Origin of the sequence: Mycolicibacter kumamotonensis (assembly GCF_002086285.1) — a bacterium.
GTDB classification, from domain to species: Bacteria; Actinomycetota; Actinomycetes; order Mycobacteriales; family Mycobacteriaceae; genus Mycobacterium; species Mycobacterium kumamotonense.
Genome location: NZ_MVHU01000039.1, coordinates 1 through 14,625, shown reverse-complemented (window position 1 = coordinate 14,625; position 14,625 = coordinate 1). Strand labels below are relative to the sequence as shown.

16 protein-coding genes are annotated in these 14,625 nt (G+C 68.6%); 14 read left to right on the top strand and 2 right to left on the bottom strand.

Annotated elements, in window-relative coordinates; translation table 11 throughout:
* The first annotated feature begins 16 nt into the window (after positions 1 to 16).
* From BST28_RS19685 to BST28_RS19630, 12 genes are all read left to right on the top strand, one after another.
* Positions 17 to 1,000 carry a bifunctional riboflavin kinase/FAD synthetase gene (locus BST28_RS19685; RefSeq protein WP_043337489.1) on the top strand — a complete coding sequence of 328 codons (984 nt, stop codon included), beginning with the start codon at positions 17 to 19 and terminating at the stop codon, positions 998 to 1,000.
* Between the two features lie 129 nt (positions 1,001 to 1,129).
* The gene (gene rpsO / locus BST28_RS19680; RefSeq protein WP_029249408.1) at positions 1,130 to 1,399 is read left to right on the top strand and encodes a 30S ribosomal protein S15; all 270 of its coding nucleotides are present in this window, start codon (positions 1,130 to 1,132) and stop codon (positions 1,397 to 1,399) included.
* A 292-nt stretch (positions 1,400 to 1,691) separates the two neighbouring features.
* On the top strand, positions 1,692 to 3,968 hold the full coding sequence (locus BST28_RS19675; RefSeq protein ID WP_083082520.1) for a polyribonucleotide nucleotidyltransferase: 2,277 nt from the start codon (positions 1,692 to 1,694) through the stop codon (positions 3,966 to 3,968).
* Positions 3,946 to 5,259, top strand: coding sequence for a M16 family metallopeptidase (locus BST28_RS19670; protein WP_019737572.1), 1,314 nt, complete (start codon positions 3,946 to 3,948; stop codon positions 5,257 to 5,259). The genes BST28_RS19675 and BST28_RS19670 overlap by 23 nt, the downstream gene beginning before the upstream one ends.
* 15 nt (positions 5,260 to 5,274) lie before the next feature.
* Complete coding sequence (locus tag BST28_RS19665) at positions 5,275 to 6,297, top strand: nitronate monooxygenase (RefSeq protein WP_019737571.1); 1,023 nt, start codon at positions 5,275 to 5,277, stop codon at positions 6,295 to 6,297.
* Positions 6,298 to 6,529: 232 nt separating this feature from the next.
* Complete coding sequence (locus BST28_RS19660; RefSeq protein WP_019737570.1) at positions 6,530 to 7,438, top strand: metal-dependent hydrolase; 909 nt, start codon at positions 6,530 to 6,532, stop codon at positions 7,436 to 7,438.
* A 33-nt stretch (positions 7,439 to 7,471) separates the two neighbouring features.
* On the top strand, positions 7,472 to 8,410 hold the full coding sequence (locus BST28_RS19655; RefSeq protein ID WP_083082517.1) for an alpha/beta fold hydrolase: 939 nt from the start codon (positions 7,472 to 7,474) through the stop codon (positions 8,408 to 8,410).
* A 7-nt stretch (positions 8,411 to 8,417) separates the two neighbouring features.
* Positions 8,418 to 9,494 (top strand): PDR/VanB family oxidoreductase, encoded by a 1,077-nt coding sequence (locus BST28_RS19650; RefSeq protein ID WP_083082514.1) that lies wholly within the window; start codon positions 8,418 to 8,420, stop codon positions 9,492 to 9,494.
* 71 nt (positions 9,495 to 9,565) lie between these two features.
* A complete protein-coding gene (locus tag BST28_RS19645) occupies positions 9,566 to 10,582 on the top strand; it encodes an alpha/beta hydrolase (RefSeq protein ID WP_083082512.1) in 1,017 nt (338 codons plus the stop codon).
* A gap of 65 nt (positions 10,583 to 10,647) precedes the next feature.
* Positions 10,648 to 11,385: a 4-hydroxy-tetrahydrodipicolinate reductase gene (gene dapB / locus BST28_RS19640; RefSeq protein ID WP_065289209.1), complete on the top strand. Its 738-nt coding sequence runs from the start codon at positions 10,648 to 10,650 to the stop codon at positions 11,383 to 11,385.
* An 11-nt stretch (positions 11,386 to 11,396) separates the two neighbouring features.
* A complete protein-coding gene (locus BST28_RS19635) occupies positions 11,397 to 11,852 on the top strand; it encodes a tetratricopeptide repeat protein (protein WP_083082545.1) in 456 nt (151 codons plus the stop codon).
* The gene (locus BST28_RS19630; protein ID WP_083082509.1) at positions 11,849 to 12,304 is read left to right on the top strand and encodes a flavodoxin family protein; all 456 of its coding nucleotides are present in this window, start codon (positions 11,849 to 11,851) and stop codon (positions 12,302 to 12,304) included. The genes BST28_RS19635 and BST28_RS19630 overlap by 4 nt, the downstream gene beginning before the upstream one ends.
* Before the next feature lie 5 nt (positions 12,305 to 12,309).
* Here the strand turns inward: BST28_RS19630 and BST28_RS19625 are convergent, their stop codons facing one another.
* Positions 12,310 to 12,618 (bottom strand): CDGP domain-containing protein, encoded by a 309-nt coding sequence (locus BST28_RS19625; RefSeq protein WP_019738093.1) that lies wholly within the window; start codon positions 12,616 to 12,618, stop codon positions 12,310 to 12,312.
* Positions 12,619 to 12,762: 144 nt separating this feature from the next.
* Between BST28_RS19625 and BST28_RS19620 the strand changes: the two genes are divergently transcribed.
* A complete protein-coding gene (locus BST28_RS19620) occupies positions 12,763 to 12,951 on the top strand; it encodes a hypothetical protein (protein ID WP_019738094.1) in 189 nt (62 codons plus the stop codon).
* A 15-nt stretch (positions 12,952 to 12,966) separates the two neighbouring features.
* Here BST28_RS19620 and BST28_RS19615 read toward each other — a convergent pair whose 3' ends face one another.
* Positions 12,967 to 13,839 (bottom strand): HNH endonuclease signature motif containing protein, encoded by an 873-nt coding sequence (locus BST28_RS19615; protein WP_420093450.1) that lies wholly within the window; start codon positions 13,837 to 13,839, stop codon positions 12,967 to 12,969.
* A 250-nt stretch (positions 13,840 to 14,089) separates the two neighbouring features.
* Here BST28_RS19615 and BST28_RS19610 point away from each other — a divergent pair, with 250 nt between their 5' ends.
* Positions 14,090 to 14,518 (top strand): VOC family protein, encoded by a 429-nt coding sequence (locus BST28_RS19610; RefSeq protein WP_083082506.1) that lies wholly within the window; start codon positions 14,090 to 14,092, stop codon positions 14,516 to 14,518.
* Positions 14,519 to 14,625 lie beyond the last annotated feature (107 nt).

Genomic DNA, 14,625 nt, shown 5'->3' with positions numbered 1-14,625 from the left:
GTTTAGGCTTGCGGATGTGCAGCGGTGGCGGGGGCAGGACGAGATCCCCACAGACTGGGGCAGGTGCGTGCTCACCATCGGCGTGTTCGACGGTGTCCACCGCGGCCATGCCGAACTGATCGCACATGCGGTGAAAGCGGGTAAAGCCCGCGGGGTGCCGACGGTGCTGATGACCTTCGACCCGCACCCGATGGAGGTGGTCTACCCCGGCAGCCACCCCGCGCAGCTCACCACGTTGGCGCGCCGCGCCGAGCTCGTGGAGGAGGCCGGGGTGGACGTGTTCCTGGTGATCCCGTTCACCTCCGATTTCATGAAGCTCACCCCCGACCGCTACATCCACGAACTTCTGGTCGAGCACCTGCACGTGGTGGAAGTGGTGGTGGGGGAGAACTTCACCTTCGGCCGCAAGGCGACGGGCAACGTCGAGACGTTGCGCCGCGCCGGCGAGCAGTTCGGTTTCGCGGTCACGTCGGTGTCGCTGGTGGCTGAACACGCCGACTCGGACCCGGCCCAGTCGGTCACCTTCTCCTCGACCTACATCCGGTCCTGCGTGGACGCGGGCGACGTCGTCGCGGCCGCCGAAGCCCTGGGCCGGCCGCACCGGGTCGAGGGGCTGGTGGTGCGCGGTGATGGCCGCGGCCGGGACCTGGGATTCCCGACCGCCAACGTGGCGCCGTCGGCGTACGCGGCGATACCGGCCGACGGGGTGTATGCCGCATGGTTCACCGTGCTGGGACACGGGCCGGTGCCGGGCACCCTCATCGCCGGTCAGCGCTGCCGGGCGGCGGTGTCGGTCGGCACCAACCCGACGTTTTCCGGACGGGCCCGCACCGTCGAGGCGTTCGTGCTCGATCAAACCGCCGACCTGTACGGCCAGCGGGTGGCGGTCGACTTCGTCAGCCGGATCCGGGGCCAGGAGAAGTTCGATTCGGTGGCGGATCTGGTGGCGGTGATGAACACCGACGTGGACAAGACCCGCCGTCTGCTCGTCGAGGACTGACGCGGCCACGCGGCGGTGCGTGGATTGGGTGCCGACGCCCCGGCGCTGCTAAACTTCCCGCTCGGCGTGCTGCAGTCCGCGGTGGCCGCCGTAATGACATTCGCGGGACCGATTGATGGAGATGTTTTCGTGGCGCTGACAACCGAGCAGAAAAAAGAGATCCTGGGCAACTACGGTCTGCACGAGACCGACACCGGCTCGCCGGAGGCGCAGGTCGCGCTGCTCACCAAGCGGATCGTCGACCTCACCGAGCACCTCAAGACCCACAAGCACGACCACCACTCCCGGCGCGGCCTGCTGCTGCTGGTCGGCCGCCGGCGTCGTCTGCTCAAGTACCTCGCCCAGATCGATGTGGCGCGTTACCGCTCGCTGATCGAGCGCCTGGGTCTCCGGCGCTGACATTCCGGCCGGCGGCAACCGCCGCCGTGTAGAGTGAGACCGTTCCGGGCTCCGCCCGGACGTAGGTGTGGCCCGCGCAGTCCGCGCGCGTCACTCCGGCACGTCACGACGGGACACGTTCCCGCGATCCGGCCAGACCTGAGTCGGGCGGTCTTCGGTAGTGGCAGCCGGGTCTGAAGCTTCAAAGATCCGGCCGCTTCGATCGACGACCGTAGCCGCATCCAGGTACTTTGCTGGTCCACGTCTGGCGTGCGAAACAGCTGAATGAACCAGGAAGGCCGCACGGGCGTCCATGTCTGCAATTGAAATTGAAGAAGGCGTTTTCGAGTCCACCGCCGTCATCGACAACGGGAGCTTCGGCACCCGCACCATCCGCTTCGAGACCGGCCGGTTGGCCCAGCAGGCGGCCGGCAGCGTCGTCGCCTACCTCGACGACGAGACCATGCTGCTGTCGGCGACCACCGCCAGCAAGGCTCCCAAGGAGCACTTCGACTTCTTCCCGCTCACCGTCGACGTCGAGGAGCGGATGTATGCCGCCGGGCGTATCCCCGGCTCGTTCTTCCGCCGTGAGGGCCGGCCGTCCACCGACGCGATCCTGACCTGCCGGCTCACTGACCGCCCGCTGCGCCCGTCGTTCGTCGACGGCCTGCGCAACGAGATCCAGGTCGTGGTGACCGTGTTGAGCCTGAACCCGAACGACCTGTACGACGTGGTGGCGATCAACGCCGCGTCGGCCTCCACGCAGCTGGCCGGCCTGCCGTTCTCCGGCCCGGTCGGTGCGGCGCGGGTGGCGCTGATCGACGGCGTCTGGGTGGCCTTCCCCACCGTTGAGCAGCTCGAGCGCGCGACCTTCGACATGGTGCTGGCCGGTCGTACCCTCGATGACGGCGACGTCGCGATCATGATGGTCGAGGCCGAGGCCACCGAGAACGTCATCGAGCTCATCGAATCCGGCGCCCAGGCGCCGACCGAGACCGTGGTGGCCGAGGGGCTGGAGGCGGCCAAGCCGTTCATCGCGGCGTTGTGCAAGGCCCAGCAGGAGCTGGCCGACGCCGCTGCCCGACCGACCGCCGACTACCCGTTGTTCCCCGCTTACGGCGAGGACGTCTACTACTCGGTGGCCTCGGTGGCCACCGACGAGCTGGCCAAGGCGTTGACCATCGCGGGCAAGGCCGAGCGTGACGAGCGCACCGAGGAGATCAAGGCCGAGGTGCTCGAGCGCCTCGCCGAAACCTACGAGGGTCGCGAGAAGGAGATCAGCGCGGCCTACCGCAGCCTCACCAAGAAACTGGTGCGTCAGCGCATCCTGACCGACCACTTCCGCATCGACGGCCGCGGCATCACCGACATCCGGGCGTTGAGCGCTGAGGTCGCGGTGGTGCCCCGGGCGCACGGCAGCGCCCTGTTCGAGCGTGGTGAGACCCAGATCCTCGGGGTGACCACGCTGGACATGATCAAGATGGCCCAGCAGATCGACTCGCTGGGGCCGGAGACCACCAAGCGCTACATGCACCACTACAACTTCCCGCCGTACTCCACCGGTGAGACCGGCCGGGTCGGTTCGCCCAAGCGTCGCGAGATCGGCCACGGCGCCCTGGCCGAGCGGGCCCTGGTTCCGGTGCTGCCGAGCATCGAGGAGTTCCCCTACGCCATCCGGCAGGTGTCGGAAGCGTTGGGCTCCAACGGATCCACCTCAATGGGTTCGGTCTGCGCGTCCACGCTGGCACTGCTCAACGCCGGTGTGCCGCTGAAGGCTCCGGTCGCCGGTATCGCGATGGGCCTGGTCTCCGACGACATTGAAGTTGAAGCGGTGGACGGCACCAAGACTTCAGAGCGCCGCTTCGTCGCCCTCACCGACATCCTCGGTGCCGAGGATGCGTTCGGCGACATGGACTTCAAGGTCGCCGGCACCAAGGACTTCGTCACCGCGCTGCAACTGGACACAAAGCTCGACGGCATTCCCTCGGCGGTTCTGGCAGGTGCGCTGGCGCAGGCCAAGGATGCGCGTCTGACCATCCTGGAGGTGATGGCCGAGGCCATCGACGCCCCCGACGAGATGAGCCCGTATGCGCCGCGGGTCACCACCATCAAGGTTCCGGTGGACAAGATCGGCGAGGTGATCGGCCCCAAGGGCAAGATGATCAACTCGATCACCGAGGAGACCGGCGCGCAGATCTCCATCGAGGACGACGGTACGGTGTTCGTCGGGGCCACCGACGGCCCGTCGGCGCAGGCCGCGATCGACAAGATCAACGCGATCGCCAACCCGCAGCTGCCGAAGATCGGCGAGCGATTCCTGGGCACCGTGGTCAAGACCACCGACTTCGGCGCCTTCGTGTCGCTGCTGCCGGGCCGCGACGGGCTGGTGCACATCTCCAAGCTCGGCAAGGGCAAGCGCGTCGCCAAGGTCGAAGACGTCGTCAAGGTCGGCGACAAGCTTCGGGTGGAGATCGCCGACATCGACAACCGCGGCAAGATCTCGCTGGTGCCCGTCGACGATTCAGCCGATTCGGCGGACTCGGCCCAGGCGTCCGCTGAGCCTGCCGATGCCGCGGCCGTCGAGAGCTGACATCGCGCGCGCCACACTGCGACGCACCACCCTGCCCGGCGGGCTGCGGGTGGTCACCGAGTATCTCCCGGCGGTCCGTTCGGCGTCGGTCGGTGTCTGGGTCGGCGTCGGGTCGCGCGACGAGGGCGCCACGGTAGCCGGGGCGGCGCATTTTTTGGAGCACCTGCTGTTCAAGGCCACCCCGACCCGCACGGCGGCCGGCATCGCGCAGGCCATGGACGCCGTCGGGGGTGAGCTCAACGCCTTCACCGGCAAGGAGCACACCTGCTACTACGCCCACGTGCTCGACACGGACCTGGAGCTGGCGGTAGCGCTGGTGAGCGACGTGGTGCTCAACGGGTGCTGCGCGGCCGAGGACGTGGATCTCGAGCGTGACGTGGTCCTCGAAGAGCTCGCGATGCGCGACGACGACCCCGAGGATGCGCTGGGCGACGTGTTCTTGTCGACGCTGTTCGGCGACCATCCGATCGGACGGCCGGTGATCGGCAACGTCGAATCGGTGTCGGGGATGACCCGCGCACAGCTGCGGTCGTTTCACCAGCGCCGCTACACCCCGGAGCGCATGGTGGTCGCGGTGGCCGGCAACGTCGATCATGACACCGTGGTGGCGCTGGTGCGAGACCACTTCGGGCACAGGCTGGTTCGCGGCCAACAGCCCGTCGCGCCGCGCCGTGGTGCCGCCCGGGTCCCGGGTTCTCCGGCGCTGACGGTGATCAACCGTGACGCCGATCAGACCCACATGTCGCTGGGTGTGCGGGCCCCGGGCCGGTACTGGCAGCACCGTCAGGCGCTGGCGGTGCTCAACACCGCCCTCGGCGGCGGGTTGAGTTCCAGGCTGTTCCAACAGGTTCGGGAATCCCGCGGACTGGCGTACTCGATCTACTCGTCGGTGGACACCTTCGCCGACGCCGGTGCGCTATCGGTCTACACCGCCTGCCAGCCGGAGCGGTTCGCTGAAGTTGCGGCCGTGACCACCGAGGTGCTCGACGCGATTGCGCGGGACGGCATCACCGCCGAGGAGTGCCGTATCGCGAAGGGGTCGCTGCGCGGCGGATTGCTTCTGGGCCTGGAGGATTCGGGTTCTCGAATGAACCGGTTGGGCCGGACCGAACTGAACTACGGACGGTACCGTCCCATCTCGCGCACCCTGCGGGAGCTTTCTGCGGTGACCGTTGACGAGGTCAACGCGGTCGCCAGAAGACTGTTGCGCCGGCCCTACGGTGTCGCGGTGCTCGGTCCGTACAAGTCGAAAGGTTCACTGCCCCGGAGGCTGCGGGCGCTGGCCGGATGATGGCAGGCTAGGCAGATGTCTTTCAGCTTCTCCGAACTCACGGTCCCGCTGGTCGGTGCGCCGATGGCCGGCGGTCCCAGCACACCGGCGCTGGCGGCCGCGGTGTCGCAGGCGGGGGGCCTCGGATTCGTCGCCGGCGGATACCGTACCCCGCAACAGTTGGCCGACGAGATCACCGCCGCGCGCAGCGCCACGGCCGGTCCGATCGGGGTCAATCTGTTTGTGCCGCAACCCAGCTATGCGGATGTGGTGCTGCTCGACGAGTACGCCGACCTGCTGGAACCACTGGCCGAGCATTACGGAGTCGAGCTGGGCAGGCCCCGCTTCGGCGACGACGACTGCTGGCCGGAGAAGCTCGAGGTGGTCGCCGATCTGCGGCCCACGGTGGTGTCGTTCACGTTCGGCGCGCCGGCGCCGGAGGAGCTGGCCAGGCTGCGTGCCCTGCGCATCCTGACCCTGGTCACGGTGACCTCGGCCTACGAAGCCGGCGTCGCGGTGGCGCACGGCGCCGACGCGCTGGTGGTGCAGGGCCCCGGCGCCGGCGGGCACCGCGGAACGTTCGCCCCCGATGTGCGGCCGGGCACCGAACCTCTCGAGGACCTGTTGGCCGAGATCGGCCATGCCCACGGTGACGTCCCGCTGGTGGCGGCCGGCGGCCTGGGCAGCGCGGCCGACGTGGCCGGGGTGCTGGGGCGGGGTGCGGTCGCCGCCCAGGTCGGCACCGCACTGCTGCTGGCCGACGAGGCGGGCACCAACCCGACGCACCGGGCGGCTCTGACCAACCCGGAATTCATCAACACCACGGTGACGTGTGCGTTCTCCGGCCGCTACGCGCGGGGGCTGGAGAACGACTTCACCCGGACCCTCGACAACGTGGCGCCGGTGGGCTATCCGGAGATCAACCACATGACCACGCCGATCCGGGCGGCGGCGGTGGCGATGGACGACCCGCACGGGACCAGCCTGTGGGCCGGGACCGCCTACCGGACCGTCCGCCCGGGTTTGGCCGCGGACATCCTCGCAGCCCTGGCGGGGTGATGTAGCCGGGGGCGGTGCCGCCCGGACGCGACGGTCGGCCGTCGGCAGGGCACTCGGCGGTGTCGGTGCGGCGGTGACCAGCGGCGACAGGCTGCCGGGGTGCGGTATTGCCAGGGGCCCCGAGTCGGGAGGTTCAATCTAGCCGGTACCGGTGGTATCGTTGTACCTCACTGGATGATCTGTCAATTTCAAATACAAAATCACTGGATTTGTAAACTTGATGGGGGTTGCCATGCTCAAGGTCGATGACACTGCCGCGGGGCCGCACGACGGGTCGCTGGATCACGAGCGCATCGTCCTGCAGGCCCGTGACGTCGGGTTCGACTGGTCGGACCTGCCGGTGCACTACGTGCCCGGGGAGCCCTTCGCGACCCATTTCTGCAACGTGCTGCACCTGCTGCTGCCCGCCGGCGAGGAGTTCTTCGTCGAGTTGTTCAAGCAGGTGCTGCCGTTGATCAAGGATGATCAGCTGCGCCTCGACGTCCAGGGTTTCATCGGGCAGGAGGCCACCCACTCCCAGGCGCACGCCGGCGTCGTCGACCACCTGGCCACTCGCGGCATCGACATGTCGCCGTTCACCGGCCAGATCAAGTGGCTGTTCGAAAAGCTGCTCGGCGACCGTCCGCACTGGAGCAAGCGCCGCCAGCAGCGCTGGCTGTTGGAACGGGTGGCGCTGGTCGCCGCCGTCGAGCACTACACGGCGATCCTGGGGGAGTGGATCCTCGACAGCCCGGCGCTGGACGCGGCCGGAACCCACCCGGCGATGCTGGACATGCTGCGCTGGCACGGCGCCGAAGAGGTCGAGCACAAAGCCGTCGCCTTCGACGTGATGAAGCACCTGCGGGTCGGGTATCTCCGGCAGGTCCGCACCCAGCTGGCCGTCACGCCGCTGATGCTGTTGCTGTGGGTTCGCGGGCTGCGGTTCATGTACAAGGTGGACCCGCACCTGCCGGCGGGAACCAAGCCGCGCTGGCGGGACTGGTTCGCGGCGGCGCGCCGCGGGCTGGTTCCCGCGCCGTTCGAATTCCTGCCCGCCATCGGCTCCTACTACCGGCCGGGCTTTCACCCGGCGCAACTCGGCGGGGTGGAGCGTGCGGTCAACTACCTGGCGGTGTCGCCGGCCGCCCGCGCCACGCACTGACCGGTATCCGGCCGAACACGAGGAGTGCAGGGAATGAACAGCCCGACCACCGTGACGTCAACAGACGGCGTGAGCCTGGCGGTGCATGCCTACACGGACCTGGATCCGCAGCGACCGACGATCCTGGCCATCCACGGGTACCCGGACAACCACCACGTGTGGGATCCGGTGGCCCATGAGCTCGCCGCGAAGTACCCGGGCCGGTACAACGTCGTCGCCTACGACGTCCGGGGTGCGGGAGCGTCCGCGGCGCCGGCGGACAGGTCCGGGTACCGGCTTCCTCGGCTGGTCGACGACGTCGGCGCGGTGATCGATCACCTGGGGGTGGCCGAAGTCCACCTGTTGGGCCACGACTGGGGTTCGATCCAGGGCTGGGCGGCGATCACCGATCCCTCGGTAGCGCCCAAAATCGCTTCCTACACCTCGATTTCGGGCCCCCATCTGGACTACGCGGGCCGGTTCCTACGGTCACCGCGCAACCTGCGGGGCGTGGTCGATGTGGTCCGGCAGCTGCTGGAGTCGTCTTACATCTGGCTGTTTCTGACCCCGCGGCTGCCCGAGGCGCTCTTCCGCTCCGGATTAGGCGGCAGGCTCATCGACACCCTGGAGCGCATCGGCCGCTCCGGTGGTCCGCGGCGGGCCACGCACCGCGGGGAGAACGATTACGTCAACGGACTCAACCTCTACCGGGCGAACATGCCGCGTCCGCTGATCAAGCCGGCCGTGCCACTGCCCTCGACCGATGTCGCCGTGCAGGTACTCGCGCCCCGCCTGGACCTGTTCGTCAGCCCCGCATTGCAGCGCTTCACCGGCGCGATCCCACCTCGCCATCGAGTGCTCGACATCGACGGCGGTCACTGGGTGGTCACCGATCGCCCCGGCATGATCGCCCGGCTCGTCGGTGAATGGGTGGATCAGAATGTGGCGGACAACGAGGATGCTCCCAGCCGCGACGTCCCCGATATCCGGTAAAGCTGATATGGCACAACAGATCTGGCGCTCTCGGCCCGCCGACCTCTACGGCCGGCGCAAGCACGACCGGTTCTTCAGCCTGCTGTGGGCGGCGGTGACGGTCTTCAGCGGTGTGTCCGGGTTGTCGAGGTGGAAGCCGTCGCGGGTGGCGCCCGTGTCGCGGACCATCGCGGCGGTCGTCACCAAGCGGGAGATGTTGACCCCGGACGTCGTGGCGTTGACGATCGCGGAACCCGATGGCGGGCTGCTGCCGTCGTGGACGCCGGGCGGTCACATCGATGTGCAGCTGCCGTCCGGCCGCCGCCGGCAGTACTCGCTGTGCGGAGTGCCCGGAAGGCGGACCGAATACCGCATCGCCGTGCGCCGGCTCGACGACGGCGGGGGCGGTTCGGTGGAGATGCACGAGTCCTACGCGGTGGGCGACACATTGGTTTTCGAGGGTCCGCGCAACGCGTTCTATCTCGGCACCGACGAGAACGACGTGCTGTTCGTGATCGGCGGGATCGGGGTGACCCCGATGCTGCCGATGCTGCGCGAGGCCGCCCAGCGTGGAATCGATTGGCGCGCGGTATATGCCGGGCGCAGCCGAACCGACATGCCACTGCTCGACGAGGTGCTGGCGGTGGATCCCGAGCGGGTCACCGTGTGGGCCGATGACGAGCACGGGCGGTTTGCCGGCACCGACGAACTGCTGGCCGGCGCCGGCCCGCAGACCGCGGTCTATGTGTGCGGTCCGACCGCGATGCTCGAAGCGGTGCGCCTCAGCCGCAACGAACATGCCGATGCGCCGCTGCACTACGAGCGGTTCAGCCCGCCTCCGGTGGTCGACGGTGTGCCCTTCGAGCTCGAATTGGCCCGCTCGCGGCGCCTGCTGCTGATTCCCGCGGACCGATCGGCGCTGGATGTGATGCTCGACGCCGACCCGACCACCGCGTGCTCGTGTCGGCAGGGATTCTGCGGCACCTGCAAGGTCAAAGTCATCTCCGGTGATGTCGACCGGCGAGGACGCACCGCGGAATCCGACGACGAGATGCTGGTCTGCGTCTCCCGGGCCAACGGCGGCCGAATCGTCATCGACGCGTGAGTTCACGTTAACTTCCAGGCGATTTCGACAAATCACGGCCTCCGCTACCGGTCGGCCCCTACACTGCCCGGATGCCCCCAACCGTTCCAATCCATCCGGCCAGCCTGCCCGCCAAGCTGATCTACGGGCTGGCCAACGCCGTCACCCCGCGCCTGGTGCGGCGCCTGGTGCTGCACGCCGGCAGCGGGACGGTCGCCGGGCGGATCACGAAGATGGGCCGCCGGGTCAACACCGTCGCCAGGCTGCAACGCATCCGGCCGTTATTCGGGGTGGGCTTTACCCGCAGCCAGGACCCCGGTGTCCCGGTCGAAGTGGTCCGCGCGGCCGATCGCGGCCGGGCCCTGGGTGAGGCCTTCGCCGATGGCGTCATCCTGTATTTCCACGGTGGCGGCTTCGTCACCGGAGGTTTGGACACCCACCTGCACGTGGTGGCCAAACTCGCCCGACGCACCCGGCTGCCGGTTCTCCATGTCGACTACCGGCAATACCCCCAGGTGACGGTGGACGGATCGGTGGACGATTGCATCGGCGCCTACCGCTGGCTGCTCGGTCTTGGCGCCGACCCGGCCAAAACGGTGCTCGCCGGGGACTCCGCCGGCGGGTTCCTGGCGTTCGCGACCGCGCTGACCGGCCAGCAGCGCGGCCTGCCCGCCCCCGCCGGGGTGGTCGGGATATCGGCGCTGCTCGAGTTGGACGGCGTCGCCCGCAGCACCCACTCGAACAGGACCGCCGACGCGTTCGGCATCCCGGCGGTGCTGCCCGACATCATCGATCTGGCGTGCCCCTCGGCGCGCCTGCGCCACGAGCTGTCCCCGATCAACGGCAGGTTGGAGATGATGCCACCGGTCCTGTTGATCGCGGCCGAGTCGGAGATCCTGCGCTGCGATGCCGAACGGCTGCACGCCGCGCTGCAGCGGCTGGACCGGCCCAGCCGCCTCGAGCTATGGGCGCGTGAACTGCATGCTTTCCCGGCATTGTTCCCGTTCCTGCCGGACAGTCGGGCGGCGTTCGATCTCATCTGCCGCTTCGTGGCCGAACGCCTGGCCGAGGCCGGCCGATCCGGGGAGGCCCGCCGGGAGGTGTCCTGACGCCTGCTGCCGTGCCTGCCGCGCCCGGCTTCGCGCCGCTCGCGGCCCCCGCTAGGGTGGCAGCCATGCGGGTAGCAGTGCTGGGCGCCAAAGGCAAAGTCGGTGCCACCATGGTGGCGGCGGTGCGCGCCGCCGATGATCTGACCCTGTCCGCCGAGGTCGACGCCGGCGACGAGCTGAGCCTGCTGACCGACGGCGACACCGAGGTGGTGATCGACTTCACCCACCCCGACGTCGTGATGGACAATCTGAAGTTCTTGATCGACAACGGGATTCACGCGGTAGTCGGCACCACGGGATTCACCGCCGAGCGACTCGAGCAGGTCCGCTCCTGGCTGGAGGCCAAACCCGGGGTGTCGGTGCTGATCGCACCCAACTTCGCTATCGGCGCGGTGCTGTCGATGCACTTCGCGGTGCAGGCCGCCAAGTTCTTCGAATCGGTGGAGGTCATCGAGCTGCACCACCCGCAGAAGGCCGATGCGCCGTCGGGCACCGCCACCCGCACTGCCGCGCTGATCGCCGGAGCCCGAAAAGGCCTACCGCCCAACCCGGATGCCACCAGCACCGGTCTGCCCGGAGCGCGCGGCGCCGACGTGGACGGTGTTCCGGTGCATTCGGTGCGGCTGGCCGGGCTGGTCGCCCATCAGGAGGTGCTGTTCGGCACCCTGGGTGAGACGCTCACCATCCGCCACGACAGCATCGACCGGACGTCGTTCGTGCCGGGGGTCCTGCTGGCGGTGCGCCGTGTCGCGCAATTCCCCGGGCTGACCATCGGCATCGAGCCGCTCCTCGACCTGAAATAGGCGTGGTCAACGTGTCGGCGGTCGCCCGGATGAAGGCACTGATCGCCTTCATGTGCCTGGCGCTGCTGATGTATCTGGTGTTCCTGGGCCGGATTGCGGTGCTACTCATCACATCCGACTCGGTTCCGGCGATCGGGATGGGACTGGCACTGCTGGTCATGCCCTTCATCGGGCTGTGGGCGATGATCGCCACCCTGCGCGACGGCTTCGCCCACCAGCGGCTGTCCCGGCTGATCGCTGAGGACGGCATGGAACTCGACGCCGGTGCGTTGCCACGGCGACCGTCCGGACGCATCGAACGCGACGCCGCCGATGCCCTGTTCCGCACGGTCCGCGAGGAACTCGACGCCGACCCGGACAACTGGCGGCGCTGGTACCGGCTGGCCCGCGCCTATGAGTTCGCCGGGGACCGTCGGCGTGCCCGGGAGGCGATGAAAACCGCGGTCCGGCTGCAGGAGAACCGATGAGCAAGACGCTGCTGATCGTCCACCACACGCCGTCGCCGCACTGCCAGGCCATGTTCGAGGCGGTGGTGTCCGGGGCGAGCGATCCCGAGATCGAGGGGGTCGCGGTGGTGCGCCGTGCGGCGCTGTCGGTGTCGCCGACCGACATGCTGGCCGCCGACGGCTACCTACTGGGCAGCCCCGCCAACCTGGGCTATCTCAGCGGTGCCCTCAAGCACGCCTTCGACGTGTGCTACTACCCGATCCTGGATTCGACCCGCGGCCGGCCGTTCGGGCTGTACCTGCACGGCAACGAAGGCACCGAGGGGGCCGAACGCGCGGTGGACTCCATCACGACGGGCCTGGGGTGGGTGAAGGCCGCTGACTACGTGGTGGTGTCGGGCAAGCCCGGCAAGGCCGAACTGGAAGCATGCTGGGAGCTCGGTGCGACGGTGGCCGCCCAATTGATGGACTGAGCGCGCTACGGGTCGATGTGGGTCTCGGGCTGGTAGAACGAGTGGAACGGATATTGTCGGCCCAGCGGCCCCATCTGGTGACAGTCCTGCTGCGACGGCGGTGATTTCGGCGGTTCGTAGTAGTAGATCACGCAGCGCTGCCAGCTACCGTCGGGCTGCAGTGGGCCGTCGCACTTCTGGGCGGTGGAGAAGAACAGCAGCGGGTTGTCCTGGCAACCGGCATGGGCCGCCGGCGGCGCGGCGACCAGCCACCCGGCCATCAGTCCGGCGGCGACCAGTGCACTGGCCAGGCCCGCGGTGAGGTAGCGATCCACGGCCGTCTCCTTCCTGCCCGTCGTGTTGTCGAGAGACTATCCCGCAAGTCGCAGGTGTTTGCCAGGTTGCGCACTCCGCGGTTTCTAGCCTCTTGCCACGGCGAGGCGATAGGCTGCAAAACTGTGACCCAAGCAAACGACACTGTGTCCACCACGGACCTGCTTGCGCGCACGCTGGAATCCGTGCGCGCGGCCTACCAGCACATCGCGGAGCTGGCGCAGCACCAGGACGGTATTTATGCAGTGGCGCAGACCGCCAGGGGCACCGCGCTGATCCACGACCTGCGCAAGGAGCTCGATCAGCTCAACAAGATCCTGCCCTTCAAGAGCTAGGTGCCCGCCGGCCCATCAGAGTGGGGCTTTGTTGAGAGCGCGTTCACTGTTGATGCGGTGGGCATGGTCTTGGATTCGGGTGCGCGTGCGAGTGGGCATCATGAGGCCTCGGCCCGCAGGCGGTGGGGCCGGCGATGTTGCCGCCGGTGGTGTGGCGTTGGGCATGCACACGGTAGGGAAGACGAGTGTGCTGCCTGGTCGGGTGGTGTAGGTGTGGCCGGTGGGGCTGGTCCACTCCACCGTGCCGTCGGGCTGTTGGATATCGTGCCGGCCTCCGGGGCCGGTCCAGAATGTCTTGAGCAGGTGGTGTTTTCGGCATCGGCAGCGCAGGTTGGCCGGGTGGGTGGGCCCGAATGGATAAGCGATGGCGTGGTCGATGTCGCAGTGGGTGGCGGGCTGGTCGCAGCCGGGGAATCGGCAGGTGAGGTCGCGGGCCCGGACGAAGGCGGCCAGGGCTGTCGAGGGCCGGTAGTGCGGTTCGGCCGGCAGATCGGCCGGGTGCCGCAGCGGTGTGACGGTGGCACCGCTGTCGGCGAGCTGCGCCAGCAGCGGCGCGGGTACCGTGCCGCCGCCGATGATGTGCCCGGACGGTGCCGGACGTGGTCGGGGTTTGAGAGCCGGGGCGATCGGCGTTTGCTCGCCGTCGCCGAACCGCGGCTCGGCCGCGGTGTCCAGGGCGGCCGGGTCGGCGAGGACGTAGACCGTGACGTTGGCCGCCCGGGCGTCGGTGCCGCCGGCCGGACAGTCGGTGTCGCCACAGGCGCACGCGAGGGTGTCAGCTCCGGCGGCCAGGGCGCCGAGGGCAGGTACATCTGGGACGAGGCCATACCGTGGCTGATCTGCTCGGCCGCGGCAACCTCGGCGGCAGCAGCATCCCAGTAGTCGCATGACCACCGCGACCGGTTCACCGCATCCGCTCCGCGGGTGCGCCGTGCCACCAGTTCGCCGATCGCCGCCAGCCGCCGTGCCGACGCCGCGGCTTCTGCCCGGGCCCACCCGGTGATGGCCGCCACCAGGGCGTCGTCATCGGCATGGGCCAGTGACTCCGGCCCCGGCAGATCGCTAATCGAACGTATGTGTGATAGTACACGAATCTACTGACCTCGGAGTGCCGCTCGACCGCCTTAGGCTTGGCGGCATGGATCAGCAGCTGCACTTCGTCACGGTCGCCGCAACCGATCTGGGCGCCACCCGTCGTTTCTACGACGCACTGGGCTGGAGCCCGCTGCTGGCGGTCGAGGGCGAGATCATCTTCTACCAGACGGCCCCGGGGCAGCTGCTGGGTTTCTTCGACGCGGTCAAGTTCAACGAAGATCTGGCACTTCCCGGCGACCATTCCCGGGTCTCCGGGGTCACCCTGGCGCACAACGTCGACAGCCCGGATCAGGTGATCGCTCTGGCCGAGGCCATGGCCGCCGCGGGCGGCAGTGTCCTCAAGGCCCCGCAGCCGGGCCGGTTCGGAGGGGTGTTCCACGCCCATGTCCGAGACCCCAACGGACTGATCTGGGAAGTCGCCCACAACCCCGGTTGGCGAATCGAGCCCGACGGCACCGTGCAACTCGGCTAGACGTCATAGGGTGACGCGGGTAGGCAGCGCGAAAGGACTCTCAATGAAGAAGTCAAGCGGCCGATTTGGCGATGGGGGGTGAATCGGGTTGCCACGTGCGGTTGTCA

Bases quoted from the DNA above. Each gene is read 5' to 3' on its own strand.
- BST28_RS19675 (WP_083082520.1), top strand. From the start codon at position 1,692: ATGTCTGCAATTGAAATTGAAGAAGGCGTTTTCGAGTCCACCGCCGTC.
- BST28_RS19670 (WP_019737572.1), top strand. From the start codon at position 3,946: ATGCCGCGGCCGTCGAGAGCTGACATCGCGCGCGCCACACTGCGACGC.
- BST28_RS19665 (WP_019737571.1), top strand. From the start codon at position 5,275: ATGTCTTTCAGCTTCTCCGAACTCACGGTCCCGCTGGTCGGTGCGCCG.
- BST28_RS19660 (WP_019737570.1), top strand. From the start codon at position 6,530: ATGCTCAAGGTCGATGACACTGCCGCGGGGCCGCACGACGGGTCGCTG.
- BST28_RS19655 (WP_083082517.1), top strand. From the start codon at position 7,472: ATGAACAGCCCGACCACCGTGACGTCAACAGACGGCGTGAGCCTGGCG.
- BST28_RS19650 (WP_083082514.1), top strand. From the start codon at position 8,418: ATGGCACAACAGATCTGGCGCTCTCGGCCCGCCGACCTCTACGGCCGG.
- BST28_RS19645 (WP_083082512.1), top strand. From the start codon at position 9,566: ATGCCCCCAACCGTTCCAATCCATCCGGCCAGCCTGCCCGCCAAGCTG.
- dapB (WP_065289209.1), top strand. From the start codon at position 10,648: ATGCGGGTAGCAGTGCTGGGCGCCAAAGGCAAAGTCGGTGCCACCATG.
- BST28_RS19630 (WP_083082509.1), top strand. From the start codon at position 11,849: ATGAGCAAGACGCTGCTGATCGTCCACCACACGCCGTCGCCGCACTGC.
- BST28_RS19615 (WP_420093450.1), bottom strand. From the start codon at position 13,839: ATGCGACTACTGGGATGCTGCTGCCGCCGAGGTTGCCGCGGCCGAGCA.
- BST28_RS19610 (WP_083082506.1), top strand. From the start codon at position 14,090: ATGGATCAGCAGCTGCACTTCGTCACGGTCGCCGCAACCGATCTGGGC.